Source organism: Paraburkholderia azotifigens (genome assembly GCF_007995085.1).
GTDB classification, from domain to species: domain Bacteria; phylum Pseudomonadota; class Gammaproteobacteria; order Burkholderiales; family Burkholderiaceae; genus Paraburkholderia; species Paraburkholderia azotifigens.
Genome location: NZ_VOQS01000001.1, coordinates 171,591 through 190,147, shown reverse-complemented (window position 1 = coordinate 190,147; position 18,557 = coordinate 171,591). Strand labels below are relative to the sequence as shown.

The 18,557-nt window shown below is 63.0% G+C and carries 19 protein-coding genes; 10 read left to right on the top strand and 9 right to left on the bottom strand.

What is annotated here, in order from left to right:
- The first annotated feature begins 73 nt into the window (after window positions 1–73).
- Window positions 74–736: a BspC domain-containing protein gene (locus tag FRZ40_RS00895; RefSeq protein WP_147233010.1), complete on the top strand. Its 663-nt coding sequence runs from the start codon at window positions 74–76 to the stop codon at window positions 734–736.
- A gap of 132 nt (window positions 737–868) precedes the next feature.
- Here FRZ40_RS00895 and FRZ40_RS00890 read toward each other — a convergent pair whose 3' ends face one another.
- Together FRZ40_RS00890 and yaaA are read right to left on the bottom strand one after the other, a co-directional pair.
- A complete protein-coding gene (locus FRZ40_RS00890; protein WP_147233009.1) occupies window positions 869–2,035 on the bottom strand; it encodes a M14 family metallopeptidase in 1,167 nt (388 codons plus the stop codon).
- 29 nt (window positions 2,036–2,064) lie between these two features.
- Window positions 2,065–2,847 (bottom strand): peroxide stress protein YaaA, encoded by a 783-nt coding sequence (yaaA, locus tag FRZ40_RS00885; RefSeq protein WP_028369547.1) that lies wholly within the window; start codon window positions 2,845–2,847, stop codon window positions 2,065–2,067.
- A 57-nt stretch (window positions 2,848–2,904) separates the two neighbouring features.
- Between yaaA and FRZ40_RS00880 the strand changes: the two genes are divergently transcribed.
- The gene (locus tag FRZ40_RS00880; RefSeq protein WP_035543183.1) at window positions 2,905–3,423 is read left to right on the top strand and encodes a putative toxin-antitoxin system toxin component, PIN family; all 519 of its coding nucleotides are present in this window, start codon (window positions 2,905–2,907) and stop codon (window positions 3,421–3,423) included.
- An 87-nt stretch (window positions 3,424–3,510) separates the two neighbouring features.
- On the top strand, window positions 3,511–4,701 hold the full coding sequence (locus FRZ40_RS00875; RefSeq protein ID WP_147233008.1) for a pyridoxal phosphate-dependent aminotransferase: 1,191 nt from the start codon (window positions 3,511–3,513) through the stop codon (window positions 4,699–4,701).
- A gap of 106 nt (window positions 4,702–4,807) precedes the next feature.
- Here FRZ40_RS00875 and FRZ40_RS00870 read toward each other — a convergent pair whose 3' ends face one another.
- On the bottom strand, window positions 4,808–5,455 hold the full coding sequence (locus FRZ40_RS00870; RefSeq protein ID WP_028369550.1) for a glutathione S-transferase family protein: 648 nt from the start codon (window positions 5,453–5,455) through the stop codon (window positions 4,808–4,810).
- A 130-nt stretch (window positions 5,456–5,585) separates the two neighbouring features.
- Between FRZ40_RS00870 and FRZ40_RS00865 the strand changes: the two genes are divergently transcribed.
- The 7 genes from FRZ40_RS00865 (at window position 5,586) to FRZ40_RS00835 (ending at window position 13,871) form a co-directional block, all read left to right on the top strand.
- The gene (locus tag FRZ40_RS00865) at window positions 5,586–7,154 is read left to right on the top strand and encodes a 3-hydroxyacyl-CoA dehydrogenase (RefSeq protein WP_147233007.1); all 1,569 of its coding nucleotides are present in this window, start codon (window positions 5,586–5,588) and stop codon (window positions 7,152–7,154) included.
- Window positions 7,154–7,942, top strand: a complete 789-nt coding sequence (locus FRZ40_RS00860; protein ID WP_028369552.1) for an oxepin-CoA hydrolase, alternative type — start codon at window positions 7,154–7,156, stop codon at window positions 7,940–7,942. Before FRZ40_RS00865 ends, FRZ40_RS00860 begins: the two co-directional genes overlap by 1 nt.
- A complete protein-coding gene (locus tag FRZ40_RS00855; RefSeq protein ID WP_147233006.1) occupies window positions 7,939–8,661 on the top strand; it encodes a histidine phosphatase family protein in 723 nt (240 codons plus the stop codon). The genes FRZ40_RS00860 and FRZ40_RS00855 overlap by 4 nt, the downstream gene beginning before the upstream one ends.
- Window positions 8,662–8,695: 34 nt before the next feature.
- Entirely contained in the window at window positions 8,696–9,802 is a 1,107-nt protein-coding gene (locus FRZ40_RS00850) for a phosphotransferase (RefSeq protein ID WP_147233005.1), read from the top strand.
- Window positions 9,803–9,869: 67 nt separating this feature from the next.
- Window positions 9,870–11,099, top strand: a complete 1,230-nt coding sequence (locus FRZ40_RS00845; protein WP_028369555.1) for an acyl-CoA dehydrogenase family protein — start codon at window positions 9,870–9,872, stop codon at window positions 11,097–11,099.
- A gap of 316 nt (window positions 11,100–11,415) precedes the next feature.
- Window positions 11,416–12,369, top strand: a complete 954-nt coding sequence (locus tag FRZ40_RS00840; RefSeq protein ID WP_147233004.1) for an IS5 family transposase — start codon at window positions 11,416–11,418, stop codon at window positions 12,367–12,369.
- Between the two features lie 800 nt (window positions 12,370–13,169).
- The gene (locus tag FRZ40_RS00835; protein WP_028369556.1) at window positions 13,170–13,871 is read left to right on the top strand and encodes a glutathione binding-like protein; all 702 of its coding nucleotides are present in this window, start codon (window positions 13,170–13,172) and stop codon (window positions 13,869–13,871) included.
- A gap of 32 nt (window positions 13,872–13,903) precedes the next feature.
- Here the strand turns inward: FRZ40_RS00835 and FRZ40_RS00830 are convergent, their stop codons facing one another.
- From FRZ40_RS00830 to FRZ40_RS00805, 6 genes are all read right to left on the bottom strand, one after another.
- Window positions 13,904–14,368, bottom strand: a complete 465-nt coding sequence (locus FRZ40_RS00830; RefSeq protein ID WP_147233003.1) for a MaoC family dehydratase — start codon at window positions 14,366–14,368, stop codon at window positions 13,904–13,906.
- The gene (locus FRZ40_RS00825) at window positions 14,365–14,823 is read right to left on the bottom strand and encodes a MaoC family dehydratase (RefSeq protein WP_028369558.1); all 459 of its coding nucleotides are present in this window, start codon (window positions 14,821–14,823) and stop codon (window positions 14,365–14,367) included. Before FRZ40_RS00825 ends, FRZ40_RS00830 begins: the two co-directional genes overlap by 4 nt.
- Window positions 14,824–14,855: 32 nt before the next feature.
- A complete protein-coding gene (locus FRZ40_RS00820) occupies window positions 14,856–16,001 on the bottom strand; it encodes an acyl-CoA dehydrogenase family protein (RefSeq protein WP_147233002.1) in 1,146 nt (381 codons plus the stop codon).
- 10 nt (window positions 16,002–16,011) lie between these two features.
- Window positions 16,012–17,208, bottom strand: a complete 1,197-nt coding sequence (locus FRZ40_RS00815; protein ID WP_147233001.1) for an acyl-CoA dehydrogenase family protein — start codon at window positions 17,206–17,208, stop codon at window positions 16,012–16,014.
- 55 nt (window positions 17,209–17,263) lie between these two features.
- The gene (locus tag FRZ40_RS00810) at window positions 17,264–17,707 is read right to left on the bottom strand and encodes a DUF1178 family protein (protein ID WP_028369561.1); all 444 of its coding nucleotides are present in this window, start codon (window positions 17,705–17,707) and stop codon (window positions 17,264–17,266) included.
- Between the two features lie 243 nt (window positions 17,708–17,950).
- On the bottom strand, window positions 17,951–18,541 hold the full coding sequence (locus tag FRZ40_RS00805) for an NUDIX domain-containing protein (RefSeq protein WP_147233000.1): 591 nt from the start codon (window positions 18,539–18,541) through the stop codon (window positions 17,951–17,953).
- Window positions 18,542–18,557: the final 16 nt, after the last annotated feature.

Sequence of the window (18,557 nt, the reverse complement as noted above, 5' to 3'; positions counted from 1 at the left end):
GCCAGGATTGAACTCCTTCCTGCCGACGGGCATCTTATGTGCCTGAAGTCTTCACAGCATTGACCAAACATTGATGGATCGCACCAACGCACCGCGCCGATTGCCGCGGTTGGTCGGCCGGTTAGCGGTGTGGTTGGCGAGCGCATCGCTCGCATGCGCACTGCCCGCCTTCGCCGATCAACTCGGGCAGCACAACGACCTCGTCACCAGATTCATCAACGACATGCACGCGGATCCGCTAGTCGCGGATTGCGCCGCGCATGGCAATTTTGTCGCGAGCACATCGACGGCTTTCGATCACGTCGAGTTTCCGCCCAGTTCGTTCGACAGCGCGCACGCAGCCGTCACGCCCTGGAACGATTCGTTCGACGAAGGCAAGCAGAAGGTCAAGGTCGACAGCATCGTAACCGTCGAAGGTCTCGGCATTCCGCAGGCAGGCGGCGATCCCTCACAGCTCAAGTTCCGCTGCGGCTATGTCGGCGCGCAGATGCTCGCCTTCAGCTGGAACGATCCCGTGCCGCCGTTGCGCGCGCGCAGCGCCGCGTCGTCGTCGGGCTCGCACAACGCGAAGGGCAAACATGCCGTCAGCGGCAAAGGCTCGAAGAAGAGTTCCGGCAAATCGACCAAGGGCTCGCCGAACAAGTCGGGTAACAAGAAGTCGAGCAAATCGTCAGGCAAGGCCGTGACGGCCAAGAGCAGCAGCACGAAGAAATCGACGACGACGAAAAAACATTGATGCCGCTTGCGCCGGATTTACCGGGCGAATCCGGCGCAAGCGCGACCAGCAAAAAGCGAGGCCACACAACCTGTGTGGCCTCGCTTTTTTACATACCTTTGCGACCGCTCGACGCATCGGGCGTCGACCCACTCAGGCGAACGCCTCCATGTGCCAGAGGATCGCCTGCAGCATCGCCGCGCCGAGCGACGCGCTACGCTCGCCATTCCAGCCGACGCGTTCGTCGGGCAGATTTGCGTTGTCCTTGAACGGCATTTCGAGCGTCAGCGACAGGCAGCCGAACTCGTTGCCGATGTACTTCGACGCGAGCTTGAGCGCGTCCTGCCGATACTTGCTTGCCTCATAACCGTACTTGTCCTGGAAATCGGGGCTGGCGCGCAGGAAGCCCTGGATGAACGCCGTCTGCTCCTCGCGTTGTCGCTCGGTAAAACTCGGCAGCATCTCCGAGCCCGCGACGAACACATACGGCAGCGCTTCGTCGCCGTGAATGTCGAAGAACAGATCGCAGCCCGTCGCATGAATCGCGTCGCGCACGAGCAGCACTTCGGGACTGCGCGCGGCATCCGGCTCCATCCATTCGCGATTCAGGTTCGCGCCCGCCGCATTCGTGCGCAGATTGCCGTGCACGCTGCCGTCCGGGTTCATGTTCGGCACGATGTAGAAGTCCGCGTAATCGTAGAGCTTGCGCGCGACCGGGTCGCCCGACCAGTCGCCCCAACCCGCGAGCCGCTTCACGAGACCTTCGACGAACCATTCCGCCATCGTCTCGCCCGGATGCTGACGCGCGATGATCCAGATTTTCTTCTTGGGCTTCAACGAGCCGTCGTCGAGCAGCGCCGGCATGCCGAGCGTCAACAGCGACATCGGCCGGCCTTCGACCGTCTTGCCCAGTTCCGTCAGCGCGGCATGCGGCATCTGTTGGACTGCGCCGAGAAATTCCGAGTGTCGCTCTTCACTATACGGCTCGAAGTACGCGTAATAGACGCGATCGAAATCGGGCGTGTGATCGATGGTCAGCACGCGACCGTCGTACGAGGTCGGCACGCGGAACCAGTTCACGCGGTCGTAGCTCGCGCATGCCTGATAGTTGCGCCAGCCTTCGGCGAAGGCGCAGTCGGCCGCATTCTCGAACGTCATCACGCAGCGCTCGCCACGCGCGCCCGACAGACGGAAATAGAACCATTGCGCAAAGTCCGCATGGCTGTCCGGACGCACGCGCAAGCGGATGTTGTCGGCCTGCGCGCAGGACAGGACTTCGATCGCGCCAGCGTCGAAATTGCTCGTAATGGAAAGCGTCATGTTGATGTTCCTGCTGGTTCGGCGCCGCGTCAGTCCGCGATGCGCCGGCGAAAGACGTAAGTGGAATCGTTCGATGCGTCTTCATCGAACGCATAGCCTTCAGAGTCGAAGGCCTGCAACTGTTCGGGCGTGTCGAAACGGTTTTCCACGGCATAGCGCGCCATCAAACCGCGCGCGCGCTTCGCGTGAAAACTGATGATCTTGTAGCGGCCGCCCTTCCAGTCTTCGAACACGGGCGTGATCACGGGCGCCGCGAGCAGCTTCGGCTTGACCGACCTGAAGTATTCCGTCGACGCGCAATTGATCAGCACGCGCGAACCGCCCTTCTTCTTGTCCAGTTGCTGGTTGAGCGCCTGCGTGATGCGCGCGCCCCAGAACGCATACAGATCCTTGCCGCGGCTGTTCTCGAAGCGCGTGCCCATTTCGAGCCGGTACGGCTGCAGCAGATCGAGCGGACGCAACAGACCATAGAGTCCCGACAGCACGCGCACATGCTGTTGCGCGTAATCGAGATCCGACGCGGACAGCGACTTCGCGTCGAAGCCTTCGTAGACGTCGCCGTTGAACGCGAGCACGGCCTGCTTCGAATTGGACGTGTCGAAGGTCGGCGACCAGTCCGCGTAACGCTGGAAATTCAGATGCGCGAGCTGATCGGAGATGTCCATCAGCGAGGCGATGTCTTGCGGCGACAGACGGCGCAGATCGCCGATCAGTTCGGCGGCGTCATCGACGAAATCGGGAAGCGTATGTTTCTTGACGTGCGGAGGGGTCTCGTAGTCGAGCGATTTGGCCGGCGACAGAACGATTATCATAGAGGCTTTCAGGCACGCCGTGCCTGGCGGTCAAAGACGAAAGCCAGATTGTAACGAATGCCCGAAACCCCTGCCTTGCCTGAACAGAACGCGCCCGCCACTCATCACGCCGCCGCGCCTGCCGTCGTGCTCGATTCGAACGTGTGGATCGACATTCTCGTGTTCGACGATCCGCACACGCGCCCCATTCTCGCCGCGCTCGAAAGCGGCGCGCTCCGCGCGCTGATCGATACGCGGTGTCTCGCCGAGCTGACGCATGTGCTCGACTATCCGCAGTTCGAAAAGCGCGCGGTCGACAAGGCCGCCGCGCTGGCGACAGTCGCGCGCCTGTCCACGCTGGTCGCGCCGCCCGCGCCTGCTGACGACGCGCGCCCCTTGCCCAGATGCAAGGACCGCGACGATCAGAAGTTTCTCGAACTCGCGTACGCGGTGCAGGCCGACTGGCTGGTTTCGAAGGACCGCGCAGTGCTGAAGCTGGCGAAGCGGATCGCGCGCGACTTCGGTTTCAGGATCGCGCAGCCCGCGCCGTTCGTTGCCGAATGCGCATTGATAGCCGAAGAAGCTGCACAAGCCTGACGCACGCGAACGCGCGACGCAGGCCGCACGCGTTGCAAGCCGAACCCGGCCCGGCCAACCGCCACGCCGTTTTTCCCTACAATCGACATGAACGCACCGCACGATCCGACAACCACGCCCATGACCACCACGACTCCTTCGTTCCCGTCCCGTCTGCCGAATGTCGGCACGACGATCTTCACCGTGATGAGCGCGCTCGCTGTCGAAAAGAACGCGGTCAATCTGGGCCAGGGCTTTCCGGACTTCGATTGCGATCCGCGCATCGTCGATGCCGTGTCCAACGCGATGCGCGAAGGTCACAACCAGTATCCGCCCATGGCCGGCGTCGCGCCGCTGCGTCAGGCGATCTCCGAAAAGATCTCAAACCTGTACGGCCGCCGCTACGACGCCACGACCGAAATCACGGTGACCGCGGGCGCGACGCAGGCGCTTCTGACGGCCATACTGTGCGCCGTCCATCCGGGCGATGATGTGATCGTGGTCGAGCCAACGTACGACAGCTATCTGCCGTCGATCGAACTGGCGGGCGGCAAGCCCGTGTTCGTCACGCTCGAAGCGCCCGACTACGCGATTCCGTTCGACAGGCTCGCTGCCGCGATCACGCCGAGGACGCGCATGATTCTGATCAACACGCCGCACAACCCGACGGGCACGGTCTGGCGCGCGGAGGACATGAAGAAGCTCGAGGACATCGTGCGCGGTACGAATGTTCTCGTTCTGTCCGACGAAGTGTATGAGCATATGGTCTACGACGGCGCGCCGCACGAGAGCGTCGCGCGCTATCCGGAACTCGCGCAGCGCAGCTTCGTCGTATCGAGCTTCGGCAAGACTTATCACGTGACGGGCTGGAAGGTCGGCTATGTCGCCGCGCCCGCTCCGCTAATGGCGGAATTCCGCAAGGTTCATCAGTTCAATGTGTTCACGGTCAACACGCCGATGCAACTGGGTCTCGCGCACTACATGCAGGATCCCGCGCCGTATCTGAATCTGCCCGCGTTCTATCAGAAGAAGCGCGACTTTTTCCGTGCGGGTCTTGCGCAATCGCGTTTCAAGCTGCTGCCGTGCACGGGCACGTATTTCCAGTGTGTCGACTATTCGGCCATTAGCGACGTGCCCGAAGCCGAATTCGCGCAATGGCTGACGAGCGAGATCGGCGTGGCCGCCATTCCCGTGTCGGCGTTCTATCACGAGCCGCATGAATCGGGCGTCGTGCGCTTCTGCTTCGCGAAGAAAGAGGACACGCTCGCCACCGCGCTCGAACGGCTGGCGCGTCTCTGACATGGCGCGCGCGATGCTGCGAACGAACCGAGGTTCTTCGCCATCGCGCGCGAAGCATTGCGCCGCTCGTGTGCCGGGATGCGCCACACATCGGCGCCCGGCCCGCTCATTTCTTCTTTTGCGCTTCCATATACGCCTTGCGGTCGTCCGTCACGCGCTGCGCGGCCGGACGCGCATTCAGCGCCTTCACATACGGCTTCCAGTCGATACCGACATCGAGCAGAAAATCGCGTCCGTAAATGGCCTGCGTCGCCATGCCGACGAGCGGCAGGCTCACGAAGCCCGCGACGTCCGCGATGCTGAAGCGCTCGCCGCGCAGATACGGCGTGAACGCCGCGAGCCGCCGGAAGCCGCGAATGTGATGGATCAACAGTTTCTCGGTGCGTCCTTTGGTGGCGTCGGTGATCGTGCCGCCGAAGAACGCCTGCTTGTACAGATTGCGCGCCGTCAGTTCGAGATGCACGTCGACGAAGGTCATCAACTCACGCTCCTTCGCCGCTTCCCACGGATCGCGCGAGAAGATCGCCTTGTCGGGATAGGCAGCGGCGAGATATTCGATGATCGCCTGCGACTCGCACAGACTACCCCGCTCCGTCACGATGTACGGCACCTTGCCGAGCGGCGAATGTTCGAGAAACGTCTCGTCCTGGCTCGGCTGCACACAGACTTCTTCGAACGGAATGCCGAATTCGAGCAGCGCGAACTTAACTTTGTTGTAATAGTTGGACAGCGCAAAACCATGCAGCTTGATCATCCGGTGTCTCCTGCGGATGGTTGTCGAAAGATGCTTGCCGTTCAGCGCGCGCATTGTCGGCGCAACGCGCCGCCGCAGCGGCTTCGGAACGGACGTACTATTTTAGAATAATCATGGAGTGAGACACATCATGTCACCGAACACCTCTCGCCAGTACAACATCGAGACCGTCGGCATCGTCGGCACGGGCGCGATGGGACGCGGCATCGCGCAGATCGCCGCGCTCGCGGGCCTCAATGTCCGGCTCTACGACACGAACGCCGCCGCGATCGGCGCGGCACGCGACTATCTGTCCGACACGTTCTCGAAGCTGGTCGCCAAAGGCAAGCTCGACAGTTCGCGTTCGCTCGCGGCGCTCGCGTGCGTGACGGGCGCCGGCGCCATCGACGAACTCAAGGACTGCGATCTCGTCGTCGAAGCGATTGTCGAAAAGCTCGATGTGAAGCGCGCGCTCTTCAAGGAACTGGAAGGCGTGGTCGGCGAGCGTTGCATTCTGGCGTCGAACACGTCGTCGCTGTCGATCACGGCGATCGCGGCCGCATGCGCGGACCCGTCGCGCGTGCTGGGCTATCACTTCTTCAACCCCGTGCCGCTGATGAAGGTCGTCGAAGTGATCGACGGTTTGCGCAGCGATCCCGCCGCCGGCAACGCACTGATGGATCTCGCGCGCCGCATGGGCCACACGCCCGTGCGCGCGAAGGACATGCCTGGTTTCATCGTGAATCACGCGGGGCGCGGCATGAATACGGAAGGCTTGCGCATCGCGGATGAAGGCGTCGCAAGTTTCGTCGAGATCGACGGCATCATGCGCGAGCAGGCGGGCTTCCGGCTCGGGCCGTTCGAACTGCTCGATCTGACCGCGCTCGACGTGTCGCATCCCGTGATGGAGTCGATCTATCACCAGTTCTACGAAGAGCCGCGCTTCACGCCGTCGCCGATCACGGGCACGCGTCTCGCGGGCGGCCTGATCGGGCGCAAGGCGGGCGAAGGCTTCTATGTGTATGTCGACGGCAAGAAGCAGGCGCCTGCCGAAGCGCCCGCGCCGACCGAACTGCCCGCACGCGTCTGGGTCAGCGCACGCGTGCCCGATGCGCGCGATGCCGTGCTCGCATTGATCGCGAAAGCGGGTGTCGCCGTCGACGAAGGTGCGACGCCCGCCGCCGATTCGCTGATCGTCGTGACGCCGCTCGGCTTCGACGCCACCACGGCCGCCGTCGACGAAAAGCTCGATGCAAGCCGCGTCGTTGCCATCGACACGCTCTTCCCGCTCGTCGACGCGCAACGCCGCACGCTAATGACGACGCCCGCGACCACACGCGCCGCCCGCGATACCGCGCATGCGCTCTTCACGCACGACGGCGTGCCCGTCACCGTGATCCGCGACTCGACGGGCTTTGTCGCGCAGCGCGTGGTCGCAACGATCGTCAATATCGGCTGCGACATCGCGCAGCGCCAGATCGCGTCGCCGGAAGACATCGATCTCGCCGTGACGCTCGGCCTCGGCTATCCACGCGGACCGCTCGCACTCGGCGACGCGCTCGGCTCACGAACCATCCTCACGATCCTGCGCAACATGTTCAGCGTGCTCGGCGATCCGCGCTATCGCCCTTCACCGTGGCTCGCACGCCGCGCGCAACTCGGCATCCCGCTCACGCATGGCGATGCCGCCGACAACGACAATCTCAAGGAGCAAGCGTAATGGCCGCCGAACTGCTCGCGTCCCGCCCGACCGAAAGCGAATCGACGCTCGTGCTGACCCTCTCGAATCCGGGCGCGCGCAACGCGATGCACCCGGACATGTACGCAGCCGGCATCGAAGCGATGAACACGGCCGAACGCGACGCGTCGATCGGCGCCATCGTCATCACGGGCGCCGACAACTTCTTCTGCGCAGGCGGCAATCTGAACCGTCTGCTCGAGAACCGCGCGAAAGATCCGTCCGTGCAGGCGCAAAGCATCGATCTGCTCGGCGAATGGATTGCGGCGCTGCAGGCGTCGTCGAAGCCGGTGATCGCTGCCGTCGAAGGCGCGGCGGCGGGCGCGGGCTTTTCGCTCGCGCTCGCCTGCGACCTGATCGTCGCCGCCGACGACGCGAAGTTCGTGATGTCATACGCACGCGTGGGCCTCACGCCCGACGGCGGCGGTTCATGGTTCCTTGCGCGCGCGTTACCGCGTCAGATCGCGACGGAAGTGCTGATCGAAGGCAAGCCGATCGGCGCGCCGCGACTGCACGAACTCGGCGTCGTCAACCGGCTCGCGAAGGCGGGCGCCGTGCGCGATGCGGCCATCGCCTGGGCCGACGATCTCGGCAAGGTGTCGCCGAATGCGAAGGCGCGCATCAAAGGCCTGATCGCGGCCGCAGGCGAGCAGTCGCTGCCCGATCATCTCGTCGCGGAACGCGACAGCTTCGTCGCGTCGCTGCATCATCGCGACGGGCTCGAAGGCATCACGGCGTTCCTCGAAAAGCGCGCGCCCAATTACCGATGAGCACGTCCCGTTATCAATTGCCGAAGCGCCGCCGTATCTATCTGATGCGGCACGGCGACGTCACGTACTTCGATACGTCCGGCAAGACGCTCGACCCGCAGCGCGTGTCGCTCAACGACAAGGGCCGCGCGCAGGCCGACGCCGCGGGCAGCGCATTCGCGGAACAGAACGTCCGCTTCGATCGCGTGATCGCGAGCGGCCTGCCGCGCACGGTCGAAACGGCGCAGCGCGTGCTCGCGCAAATGGGCACGGAAATCGGCATCGACATCGAGCCCGCGTGGGAAGAAATACGCGGCGCCAGGCCGGGTTCGATTCCCGCCGCCGATCTCGAAGCGGCCTTTCTCGCCGGGTTCGACGGCATCGTCGCGGAGGATGTGAAGTTTCTCGGCGGCGAGACGATCGGCGAGCTGTTCGACCGCGTGCTGCCCGCGCTGACCGCGCTGCGCGAAGACGAATCATGGAACGTCGCGCTGCTCGTGCTTCACGGCGGTGTCAACCGCGCGATTCTCTCGCACGCGATCACGACGGGCGGACGCACCTTCTTCGGCCATCTCGCGCAGGCGACGGGCTGTATCAATGCGCTCGATGTGGGCACGGCGCCGCGCGACTGGGTCGTGCGGCTCGTCAATCACTCGCCGCCTTCGCCGCTGCATCGCGATGTGCGCAATACGTCGATGGAAATGCTGTACGCGCAATTCATACAGAGCAAAAGCCGCTAGCCAGTCGAACATTCGATCATCCAACGGAGCAGACATGCCGCACGACGCGACACCAGCCGGATCGACGACGCAAACCGATTACGCCGCCTTCGAAGGCACACGTCCCGTCAGCGAACGGCAACGCATCGACATCGCTGCGCTGTCGGCGTGGCTCGCGCATCACGTCGACGGCTTTACAGGGCCGCTGACGCTCGAACAGTTCGCGGGCGGCCAGTCCAATCCCACCTTCAAGCTGGTCACGCCGTCACGCGCCTATGTGATGCGCGCGAAGCCCGGCCCGTCAGCGAAACTGCTGCCGTCCGCGCATGCGATCGAGCGCGAGTATCGCGTGATGCACGCGCTGCGCGACACCGAGGTGCCCGTCGCGACGATGCTCGCGCTGTGCGAAGACGAAAGCGTGATCGGCCGCGCGTTCTATGTCATGGAGTTCGTGCAGGGCCGCGTGCTGTGGGATCAGTCGCTGCCCGGCATGACGCCCGCGCAGCGCGGCGCGATCTACGACGAAATGAATCGCGTGATCGCGGCGCTGCATAGCGTCGACGTCGACCGTGCGGGACTCGCCGGCTATGGCAAGCCGGGCAACTATTTCGCGCGGCAGATCGGCAGATGGAGCAAGCAGTATCAGGCGTCGGAGACGGAGCCGATCGACGCGATGCATCGCCTGATTGAATGGCTGCCGCAGCATATGCCCGCCGACACGGGCGAACGCGCGTGCGTCGTGCATGGCGATTACCGGCTCGACAATCTGATCTTTCATCCGCACGAACCGCGTGTGCTCGCCGTACTCGACTGGGAGCTGTCGACGCTCGGCGATCCGCTCGCCGACTTCGCGTATCACTGCATGGCGTGGCACGTCGATCCCGCGCAGTTTCGCGGCATCGCAGGTCTCGACTGGACCGCGCTCGGCATTCCCGACGAGGCACAGTACGTGCAACGTTATTGCGAGCGCACGGGCCTCGCGATACGCGGCGACTGGAATTTCTATCTCGCGTACAACATGTTCCGCATCGCGGCGATCCTGCAAGGGATCATGAAGCGCGTCGTCGACGGCACGGCTGCGAGCGAACAGGCGCTCGACGCAGGACGCCGGGCTCGCCCGATGGCCGAACTCGCCTGGCGCTACGCGCAGAAGGTGCGTTGACCGGAACTGTCGGCACGGCAATGCACTCAAGATGTAGAACGGATTCAACGTCATCCACGAGGCCAAGATGAATTTCGACTACACCCCAAAGGTTCAGGCACTGCGCGACAAGCTGCTCGCCTTCTTCGACGAGCACATCTATCCGAACGAACCGGCGTTTGCCGCCGAAGTCGCGCGCAACCGTCAGGCGGGCAACGCGTGGGTGCCGACGGAACTGATCGAAAGCCTGAAGCAGCAGGCACGCGATGCCGGTCTATGGAATCTGTTTCTGCCCGACTCGGAGCGCGGCGCGGGACTGACGAATCTCGAGTACGCGCCGTTGTGCGAAATCATGGGGCGCGTGCCGTGGGCGCCCGAGGTGTTCAACTGCAGCGCGCCCGACACCGGCAACATGGAAACCATCGAACGCTACGGCAGCGACGACAACAAGCGCGAATGGCTGGAGCCGCTGTTGCAGGGCCAGATCCGTTCGGCGTTCTTGATGACGGAGCCGGAAGTCGCGTCGTCGGATGCGACCAACATCCAGACGAGCATTGTGCGCGATGGCGATTCTTACGTGATCAACGGCCACAAATGGTGGTCGTCGGGTGCGGGCGATCCGCGCTGCAAGCTGCTGATCGTGATGGGCAAGACGGATCCCGACGCGCCGCGTCATCAGCAGCAGTCGATGATCCTCGTGCCGGCCGACGCGGCGGGTGTGACCGTGCATCGGCCGCTGACGGTGTTCGGTTACGACGACGCGCCGCATGGCCACATGGACATCACGCTCGACGACGTGCGCGTGCCTGCCGCGAACATGCTGCTCGGCGAAGGACGTGGCTTTGAAATCGCGCAGGGGCGATTGGGGCCGGGGCGGATTCACCATTGCATGCGTTTGATCGGATTGGCCGAGCGCGCGCTCGAATTGATGTCGAAGCGTGCGTTGCAGCGGGTTGCGTTCGGCAAGCCGATTGCGGCGCAGACGGTCACGCAGGAGCGTATTGCCGAGGCGCGTTGTTTGATCGAGCAGGCGCGGTTGTTGACGCTCAAGACGGCTTACATGATGGATACAGTCGGCAATAAGGGCGCGCGCGGTGAGATCGCGATGATCAAGGTTGTTGCGCCTAATATGGCTTGCACTGTCATCGACTGGGCGATTCAGGCGCATGGCGCTGCTGGGATGAGTGAGGATTTTCCGCTCGCTTATGCGTATACCACCGCGCGGTGGCTGCGGTTTGCTGATGGGCCCGATGAGGTTCATCGCAATGCTATTGCCAAGATTGAACTGGGTAAGTATGCCCAGCAGCAGGCTGGTTGAGGTTTTTTGTTTTTTTGTTTTTTTTGTTTTGGCGCTGCCTTCTGGATTTGCTCGGCATGGCGTCAGCAGGGTTTGGGGAACTGTGGTGTAATTTTTTTGCTTTGTCTGCGACGCTGGTTTTTGCTGCGGTGGCATCCGCGATTTGGTTTTCGCTGGCATCCGCGAATTCGTATCGGTGCTGCAGGCGTTGCCCCTGTGCGGGGCGGCACTCACTTTCTTTGCCGCCGCAAAGAAAGTAAGGGAATCTCTGCAAAAGTCCTGGCATTGACGTGAGCTTGGACTATCCTGGGATCAGGAGACTTCATGGAGTGGCGTGATGACACAACTTGGTCTTGGTCTGGATCTGTCGACGAAGCGCACCCGCAAGCGCGAGTTTCTCGATGAGATGACGCGCGTGGTGCCGTGGCAGAAGCTGATTGCGCTCATCGAACCGCACTATCCGAAAGGCAAGACTGGCCGCCCGCCTTTTCCGATCCAGACGATGCTTCGCATTCACTTCATGCAACAATGGTTCAGCCTCTCGGACCCGGCGATGGAGGAGGCGCTGCACGACATCCCGCTGTACCGGGAGTTCGCGCTGCTGGGCACGGGCATGACGCGGCTGCCTGACGAGAGCACGATCCTGCGATTCCGGCACCTGCTTGAGGCCCATGAGCTGTCGGCCAGAATGCTGGCGACGGTCAACGAGATCCTGCAGGCGAAGGGCCTGATGCTCAAGGCGGGCTCGGCGGTCGACGCAACGCTGATTTCGGCACCCAGTTCGACGAAGAAGGCTGGCACGCGAGACCCGGAGATGAGCCAGACGCAAAAGGGCGGCAGCTGGTACTTCGGTATGAAGGCGCACATCGGAGTCGATGTGGAGTCGGGGCTGGTGCATACCGTCAAGTGCACGCCGGCAAATGTTCACGACATCACGGTGGCGCATGAACTGTTGCACGGCGACGAGGAGGTTGCGTTTGCCGATGCGGGCTACGTGGGCATCGAGAAGCGAGGCGAAACGGGGGCGGTCCAGTGGCACGTGGCGATGAGGCCGAGCAAGCGAAGAAAGCTGGACAAAAGCAAGCGGCTCGACAGAATCTACGAGAAAGTCGAGCGGCTCAAGGCGGGCGTGCGGGCGAAGGTTGAGCACCCGTTTCGGGTGCTCAAATGTCAGTTCGGCTATCTGAAGGCGCGGTATCGAGGCATGGCGAAGAACACGGCGCAGATCGAAACGCAGTTCGCGCTGATCAATCTCTGGTTGGCTCGCGGGGTGCTCGGTAAAGCGAAATGAAGGGCGAAGACGCCCCCAAAGGCGCAGCGTCCATGCGCAAGATGCGACCGGCATCGGTTCAACACAGCGTGAATGGGGACGCGAATTCCACTCCGCGCGTGCCAGTTAGAGATCCCAGGCAGAAAACGGGTTGTTCAGACCTTCCTAAGCAAAGAAAGCGGGCTAACACCGCCAGTTCTGGTCATTGCCTGCGGGCCCCCGACGGGTCCCGCACTCCAGACGGCAATGCACTGACTTATGCCCGTTGCCAGCGCGCTAACTGCAGCCTCGCCCACTTCACATTTCCGCGTCACGTATTGCGTTACCAGAAAGTCCACCGCCGCCCAGGTGGCAAACTGTGTGTAGGCAGTCGCGACGTAAGTGCACCACTCCGGACCGAAAAGCGGGATCGGTGTCGTAGGAGCGCCAACGCGTAAGGTGCGACAACCTACACACAGTTTGCCACCTGGGCGGCGCAGGCGATTCGCTGCCGCCGGCTGCGCGACGGGTGATTGAAGTGGGTGATGCGCCTCTTAAAGGCGCTGGCAACGCACATGAAATAGCGCGATGCCGTGTGGAGTGCGGGACCCGTAGGGGGCCCGCAGGCAGGAAGAGAAACTGGCGGTGTGAGCGGCTTTCTTTTGCCTACTTTTCTTTGCCGCTGCAAAGAAAAGTAGGTGCCGCCCCGCACAGGGGCAACGCAAGAAGCACCGATACGAATTCGCGGATGCAACCCACGAAATCGCCGGATGCCAGCGCAGCAGAAAAGCCAAGCATGGCGACTAGCGTCGCAGACAAAAAAACCTGAACAGGAGCCATCGATGATAGACATCTACAGCTGGGCCACCCCGAACGGCCACAAAATCCACATCATGCTCGAGGAAACAGGCCTCGAATACAAAGCACACCCAATCAACATCGGCGCAGGCGACCAGTTCACAAAAGAATTCCTGGCGATCAGCCCGAACAACAAGATCCCCGCGATCGTCGACACCGACGGCCCGAAACGCGCAGACGGCGCACCGTTCTCCCTGTTCGAGTCAGGCGCAATACTGATCTATCTCGCCGAGAAAACGGGCAAGTTCTTGCCCGCCGACCCCGCGGCGCGCTACGAAACGCTGCAATGGCTGATGTTCCAGATGGGCGGCATCGGTCCGATGCTCGGCCAGACGCATCACTTCCGTGTCTACGCGCCGCAGCCGATCGAATACGCGATCAACCGCTACACGAACGAAGCAAAGCGCCTCTACGGCGTGATGGATACGCAGCTCGGCAAAACGCGCTATCTGGCCGGCAACGACTATACGATCGCCGATATCGCAACGTTTCCGTGGACCCGTTCATGGCAGAACCAGGGCCTGCAGATCGACGAATTTCCGAATGTGAAGCGCTGGCACGAAGAAATCGCCGCGCGCCCCGCCGTGCAACGCGGCGTCGAAGTGCTGGCGTCGGCGCGCGTGCCGCTGATGGACGACAAGGCCAAGGAAATGCTGTTCGGCGCGACACAGTACGCGAAGCACTGAGCATCTGTGTCGCGCGGCGCTCGCGGGCGGCGCTAGAAATAGTGCCGCGTGATGAACTCGGCGATACACACGGGACGCTCGCTGCCCTGCCGCTCCAGCGTCACATTCCACACGATCTGCACGCCGCCTTCGTCGACATCCGTCACACTCGCGACGCCGAAGCTCGCGCGCAACCGCGAGCCGACGGGCACAGGCGACGTGAAGCGCACGCGGTTGAGCCCGTAGTTCACGCCCATGCGCTGCTCGAAACGGAATGTCTCGATGAGCAGCGCCGGAATCAGCGACAGCGTCAGAAAGCCATGCGCGATCGGTCCGCCGAACGGCGATTCTCGTTGCGCGCGTTCGGGGTCGACATGGATCCATTGATGATCGCCCGTCGCCACGGCGAAACGGTCGACGCTCGCCTGATCGACCTCGACCCACTCGCTCACGCGCGGCGGCTCGCCGACGAGCGCGCGCACGTCGTCGGCAGAGCCGAGCGCCAGTTCGGGCGTCATGCGGCCGCTCCCGGATTGCGCAGCCCGAAGATCGCCTTCGATCGCACGGTGATCACCAGCTCGCCGTGCTGGTTGAAACCCTGCCATTCCGTCGACACGATGCCGCGATCCGGCTTGCTCGCCGACACGCGCCTGTCGAGCACGTTGTTGGTCATGCGGATCGTGTCGCCGACACGCACCGGCTTCAGCCAGCGCAGATCGTCGATGCCGGGCGAGCCCATCGATGTCGAGCCCGCCAGCACGTTGCGCACGAGCATCCCCATCATCACCGAGCACGTGTGCCAGCCGCTCGCGATCAGCGTGCCGTATGGCGACGCGGCAGCGCCCGCATCGCTCACGTGGAACGGCTGCGGATCGAACTGCTCGGCGAACTGGACCACCTCGTCGCGCGTGAACGTGTGCGAGCCGACTTCAAACGTCCTGCCGACTTCCATATCCTCGTAGCTCAAACCCATCTTTCACCTCATGTGCATGTGTTGGCGGACGCTCATGCGTCGGCCGTTGCGAAGCCCGGCAGCGCGGCAAAGCGCGCAAGGTGATGATCCACATCGCCGAGCGTGGTTTCGATGATAGCGAGTCGCTTGAACAGATGCGCGGCGGCAACCTCGTTCGTCACGCCCATGCCCCCATGCAGCTGCACGGCCTGCTGGCCGACGAAGCGCGCCGCCTGCCCCACCCGCACCTTTGCCGCCGACACCGCGCGGCGACGTACGTCGGCATCATCGCCGCTATTGCTGCTGTAGCGCACGGCCGCGAGATAGGTGGCGGAACGCGCCTGCTCGGTGTGAATCAGCATCTCGACCATCCGGTGCTGCAGTGCCTGAAAGCGCGCGATCGGCACGCCGAACTGCTGGCGCGTCTTCGTGTATTCGACGGTCGCATGATTCAGCGCGTCGAGCGCGCCGATCGCTTCCGAGCACAGCAACACGATGCCGTAGTCGGCAATGTGCTCCAGCCCCGCCGCGCCCGCGTGCTTGCCGTTCAGCTTGCGCGCCGGCGTTGCATCGAATGCGAGGGTCGCGGCACGCTGGCCGTCGATGGTCCGGTAATCGGTGACCTGCGTATTGGCCGCGTCGCGCGCCACCACGAAAAGAGCGACTTCGCGGTCGAGGCGCGCGGGCACGATCCAGTAATCGGCCTGCGCGCCATGCTGCACGACTGACTTCGTGCCGCGCAACGTATAGCCGTCACCGTGACGCGTAGCCGTGGTGTCGATCGAAAACAGGTCGTAGCGCGCAGCGGGTTCGTGAAACGCAACGGCCAGCCGGATCTCGCCTTGCGCCGCGCGTTCGAGCAACGCGGCGTCGTCGCCCTCGCCGCCCTCACCCGTGCCGGACAGCTTCAGCGCCTCGATACCGACGGCTGTCGCCCAGCACGGCTCGACGACGAGCGCACGTCCCAGTTCCTGCATCACGACCAGCATGTCGACCGTGCCGCCGCTGAAACCACCCTGCGCTTCCGGCACGGGCAACGCGGTCAGGCCGAGTTCGGCGAACGCCGACCAGTGCTCGTTCGATACGCCCGCTTCCGAACGCACGATCGCCTGCCGCGCTTCGAAGCCGTAGTGCTTGTCGAGATAGCGGCGCAGCGCATCCGCGAATTGCTGCTGTTCGTCGGTGAAGTTGAAGTTCATGCGCCGCTCCTCACAGTCCGAGAATCATCTGCGCGATGATGTTCTTTTGAATTTCGTTCGAGCCGCCGTAGATCGACGTCTTGCGGTAGTTGAAGTAGTACGCGGCAAGCGGCGCGGCATCGTCGTCGCCTGCGATACTGTGCGCGCGCTCGCCTTCGAGGAACGGCACGTCGAACGGCGCGGCGAGCGGGCCGACCGCTTCGAACATCAGTTCCGTCAAGCCTTGCTGCACTTCCGTACCCTTGATCTTCAGCATCGACGCTTCCGGCCCTGGCCCGCGCCCGCCCGCCTCATTCGCGACGACGCGCTGGACCGTCACTTCGAGCGCCATCAGTTCGATTTCCAGACTCGCGACTTTCGCGGCGAAGAGCGGATCTTGCAGCAAAGGCTTGCCGTTCTTCTTCTGATTCAGCGCGAGTTGCTTGAGAAACACGAGTTCGCGCTTCGACTGCCCGACGCGCGCGATGCCCGTGCGCTCGTGGCCGAGCAGATATTTCGCGTACGTCCAGCCGCGATTTTCATTGCCGACGAGGTTCTCGACGGGGACCTTCACGTCCTCGAAGAACACTTCGTTGACTTCGTGATCTTCATCGAGCGTGATGATGGGACGCACGGTGATGCCCGGCGTCTTCATGTCGACCAGCAGGAACGAAATGCCTTCCTGTTTTTTTGCGCCGCTGTCGGTGCGCACGAGACAGAACATCATGTCGGCGTGCTGTCCGAGCGTCGTCCACGTCTTCTGGCCGTTGACGACATAGTGATCGCCGACGCGTTCGGCGCGCGTGCGCAGCGACGCCAGGTCCGAACCCGAGCCAGGCTCCGAATAGCCCTGGCACCACCAGTCGGTGCCATTGAGAATGCGCGGCAGATAGTGGCGTTTCTGTGCTTCGCTGCCGTACTTCATCAGCACGGGTGCAACCATCGATACGCCAAACGGCAATACCGACGGCGCGCCGAGGCGGGCACATTCCTCGTCCCAGATGTGGCGCTGCGTCGCGCTCCAGTCTGGTCCGCCGAATTCCGCGGGCCATGCGGGCGCCGACCAGCCACGCGTGCCGAGCAGCTTGTGCCAGCTCGCGTAGTCGTCGCGGTTCAGACGTTTGTGGTTGAGAACTTTGTCGCGTAGTGCGTCGGGCAGATTCGCTTCGAGCCAGGCGCGAACGTCGGCGCGGAATGCGTCGTCGGCGGGGGAATAATTCAGATCCATGCGCAGTGTCTCCTGGCCGCGGCCTTGCGCCGCCAGGAGCACTGCTAGCAACGGCTTATTGCAGCGGCTCTTTCAGTGCGGCGGGCACAGGCAGCGGCATCACATCGATGCCTTCGTCGACGAGGGCTCGTGCGTCTTCCGGCGTGGTCACACCCCGGATGCTGCGAGCGGGCGCTTCGTTGTAGTGAATACGCCGCGCTTCCTCGGCGAAGCGGTCGCCCACGTTCTCCGTCTTTTCCAGCACCTCGCGCAGCGCGCGCATCATGTGCGCCTGCAGTTCACCGATGTCCGCGGCTGCCTTCTCCTTCGATGCGTTCGACGCGCTCGTCGCGCCCGACAGATTCAGGCGCGGCGCCGACGGCAAACGGCTCACTTCCGTTGCACCGCAAATTGGACATGCGACCAGTTTGCGGGACAACTGCGATTCGAAGTCATCGGCGGAAGCGAACCAGCCTTCGAACCGATGATCATGCGGACACTGTAGATCGAGGACCTTCATGTGGAATCAGGGCTTGCGTACGAGTGTAGCGCAAAAATGAAATTTGTGAACGGTCGTTCGCTAAAATGTGTGCGTCTTTCTATAAGACGATTGGCGCGCCGGCGAACGGGAATCAGCCATTCTAGCGCTTCGGCGCACGGCGCGCCGACGGTCGAATGGCTATGCCGCGGCAATCGTCAAAAACGAAAACGGCAGCGCGAGGCTGCCGTTTCGAATTCGACGATGAAGGTCGCGTTGCGCGCGTCAACCCGCTTCCGGCGTATTCTCCGGCCACGCGCCCAACAGCAGCTTCTCCAGCCAGAACGTGCCGATGATCGTCTTCACGTCGCTCACCTGCCCTGTGCGCACCCACTCGGACACGTCCGAGACTTTCGCGATGAACGTCTCGAGAAACTCGCCGTCGTCGAGCTTGCGCTCGCCGGACGTCAGACCGCGCGCGACGTAGATATCAATGAACTCGGTCGAGTAAGAAATGATGGGATGAACGCGCGTCAGATAGATGTACTCGCGCGCCGTATAGCCCGTTTCTTCGAGCAGTTCGCGCTTCGCGCACGTCAACGAATCTTCGTTCGGATCGAGCTTGCCCGCCGGGTACTCAACCATCACCTTGCCCATTGCGTAGCGATACTGGCTTTCCATCAGCACGCGGCCATCGTCGAAAAGCGGAATCACCATGACGGCGCCAGGATGCTTCACGTACTCGCGCGTCGCGTGCTTGCCGTCGGGCAGACGCACTGTGTCGCATTTGACCGTCATGAACGGCCCTTGATAGGCGACTTCGCTGGTGATGCAGGTCTCTTTGAGTGCGACGTCGTGATCAGGAAGTTCTGCCATGTGCGACCTCTTTGCA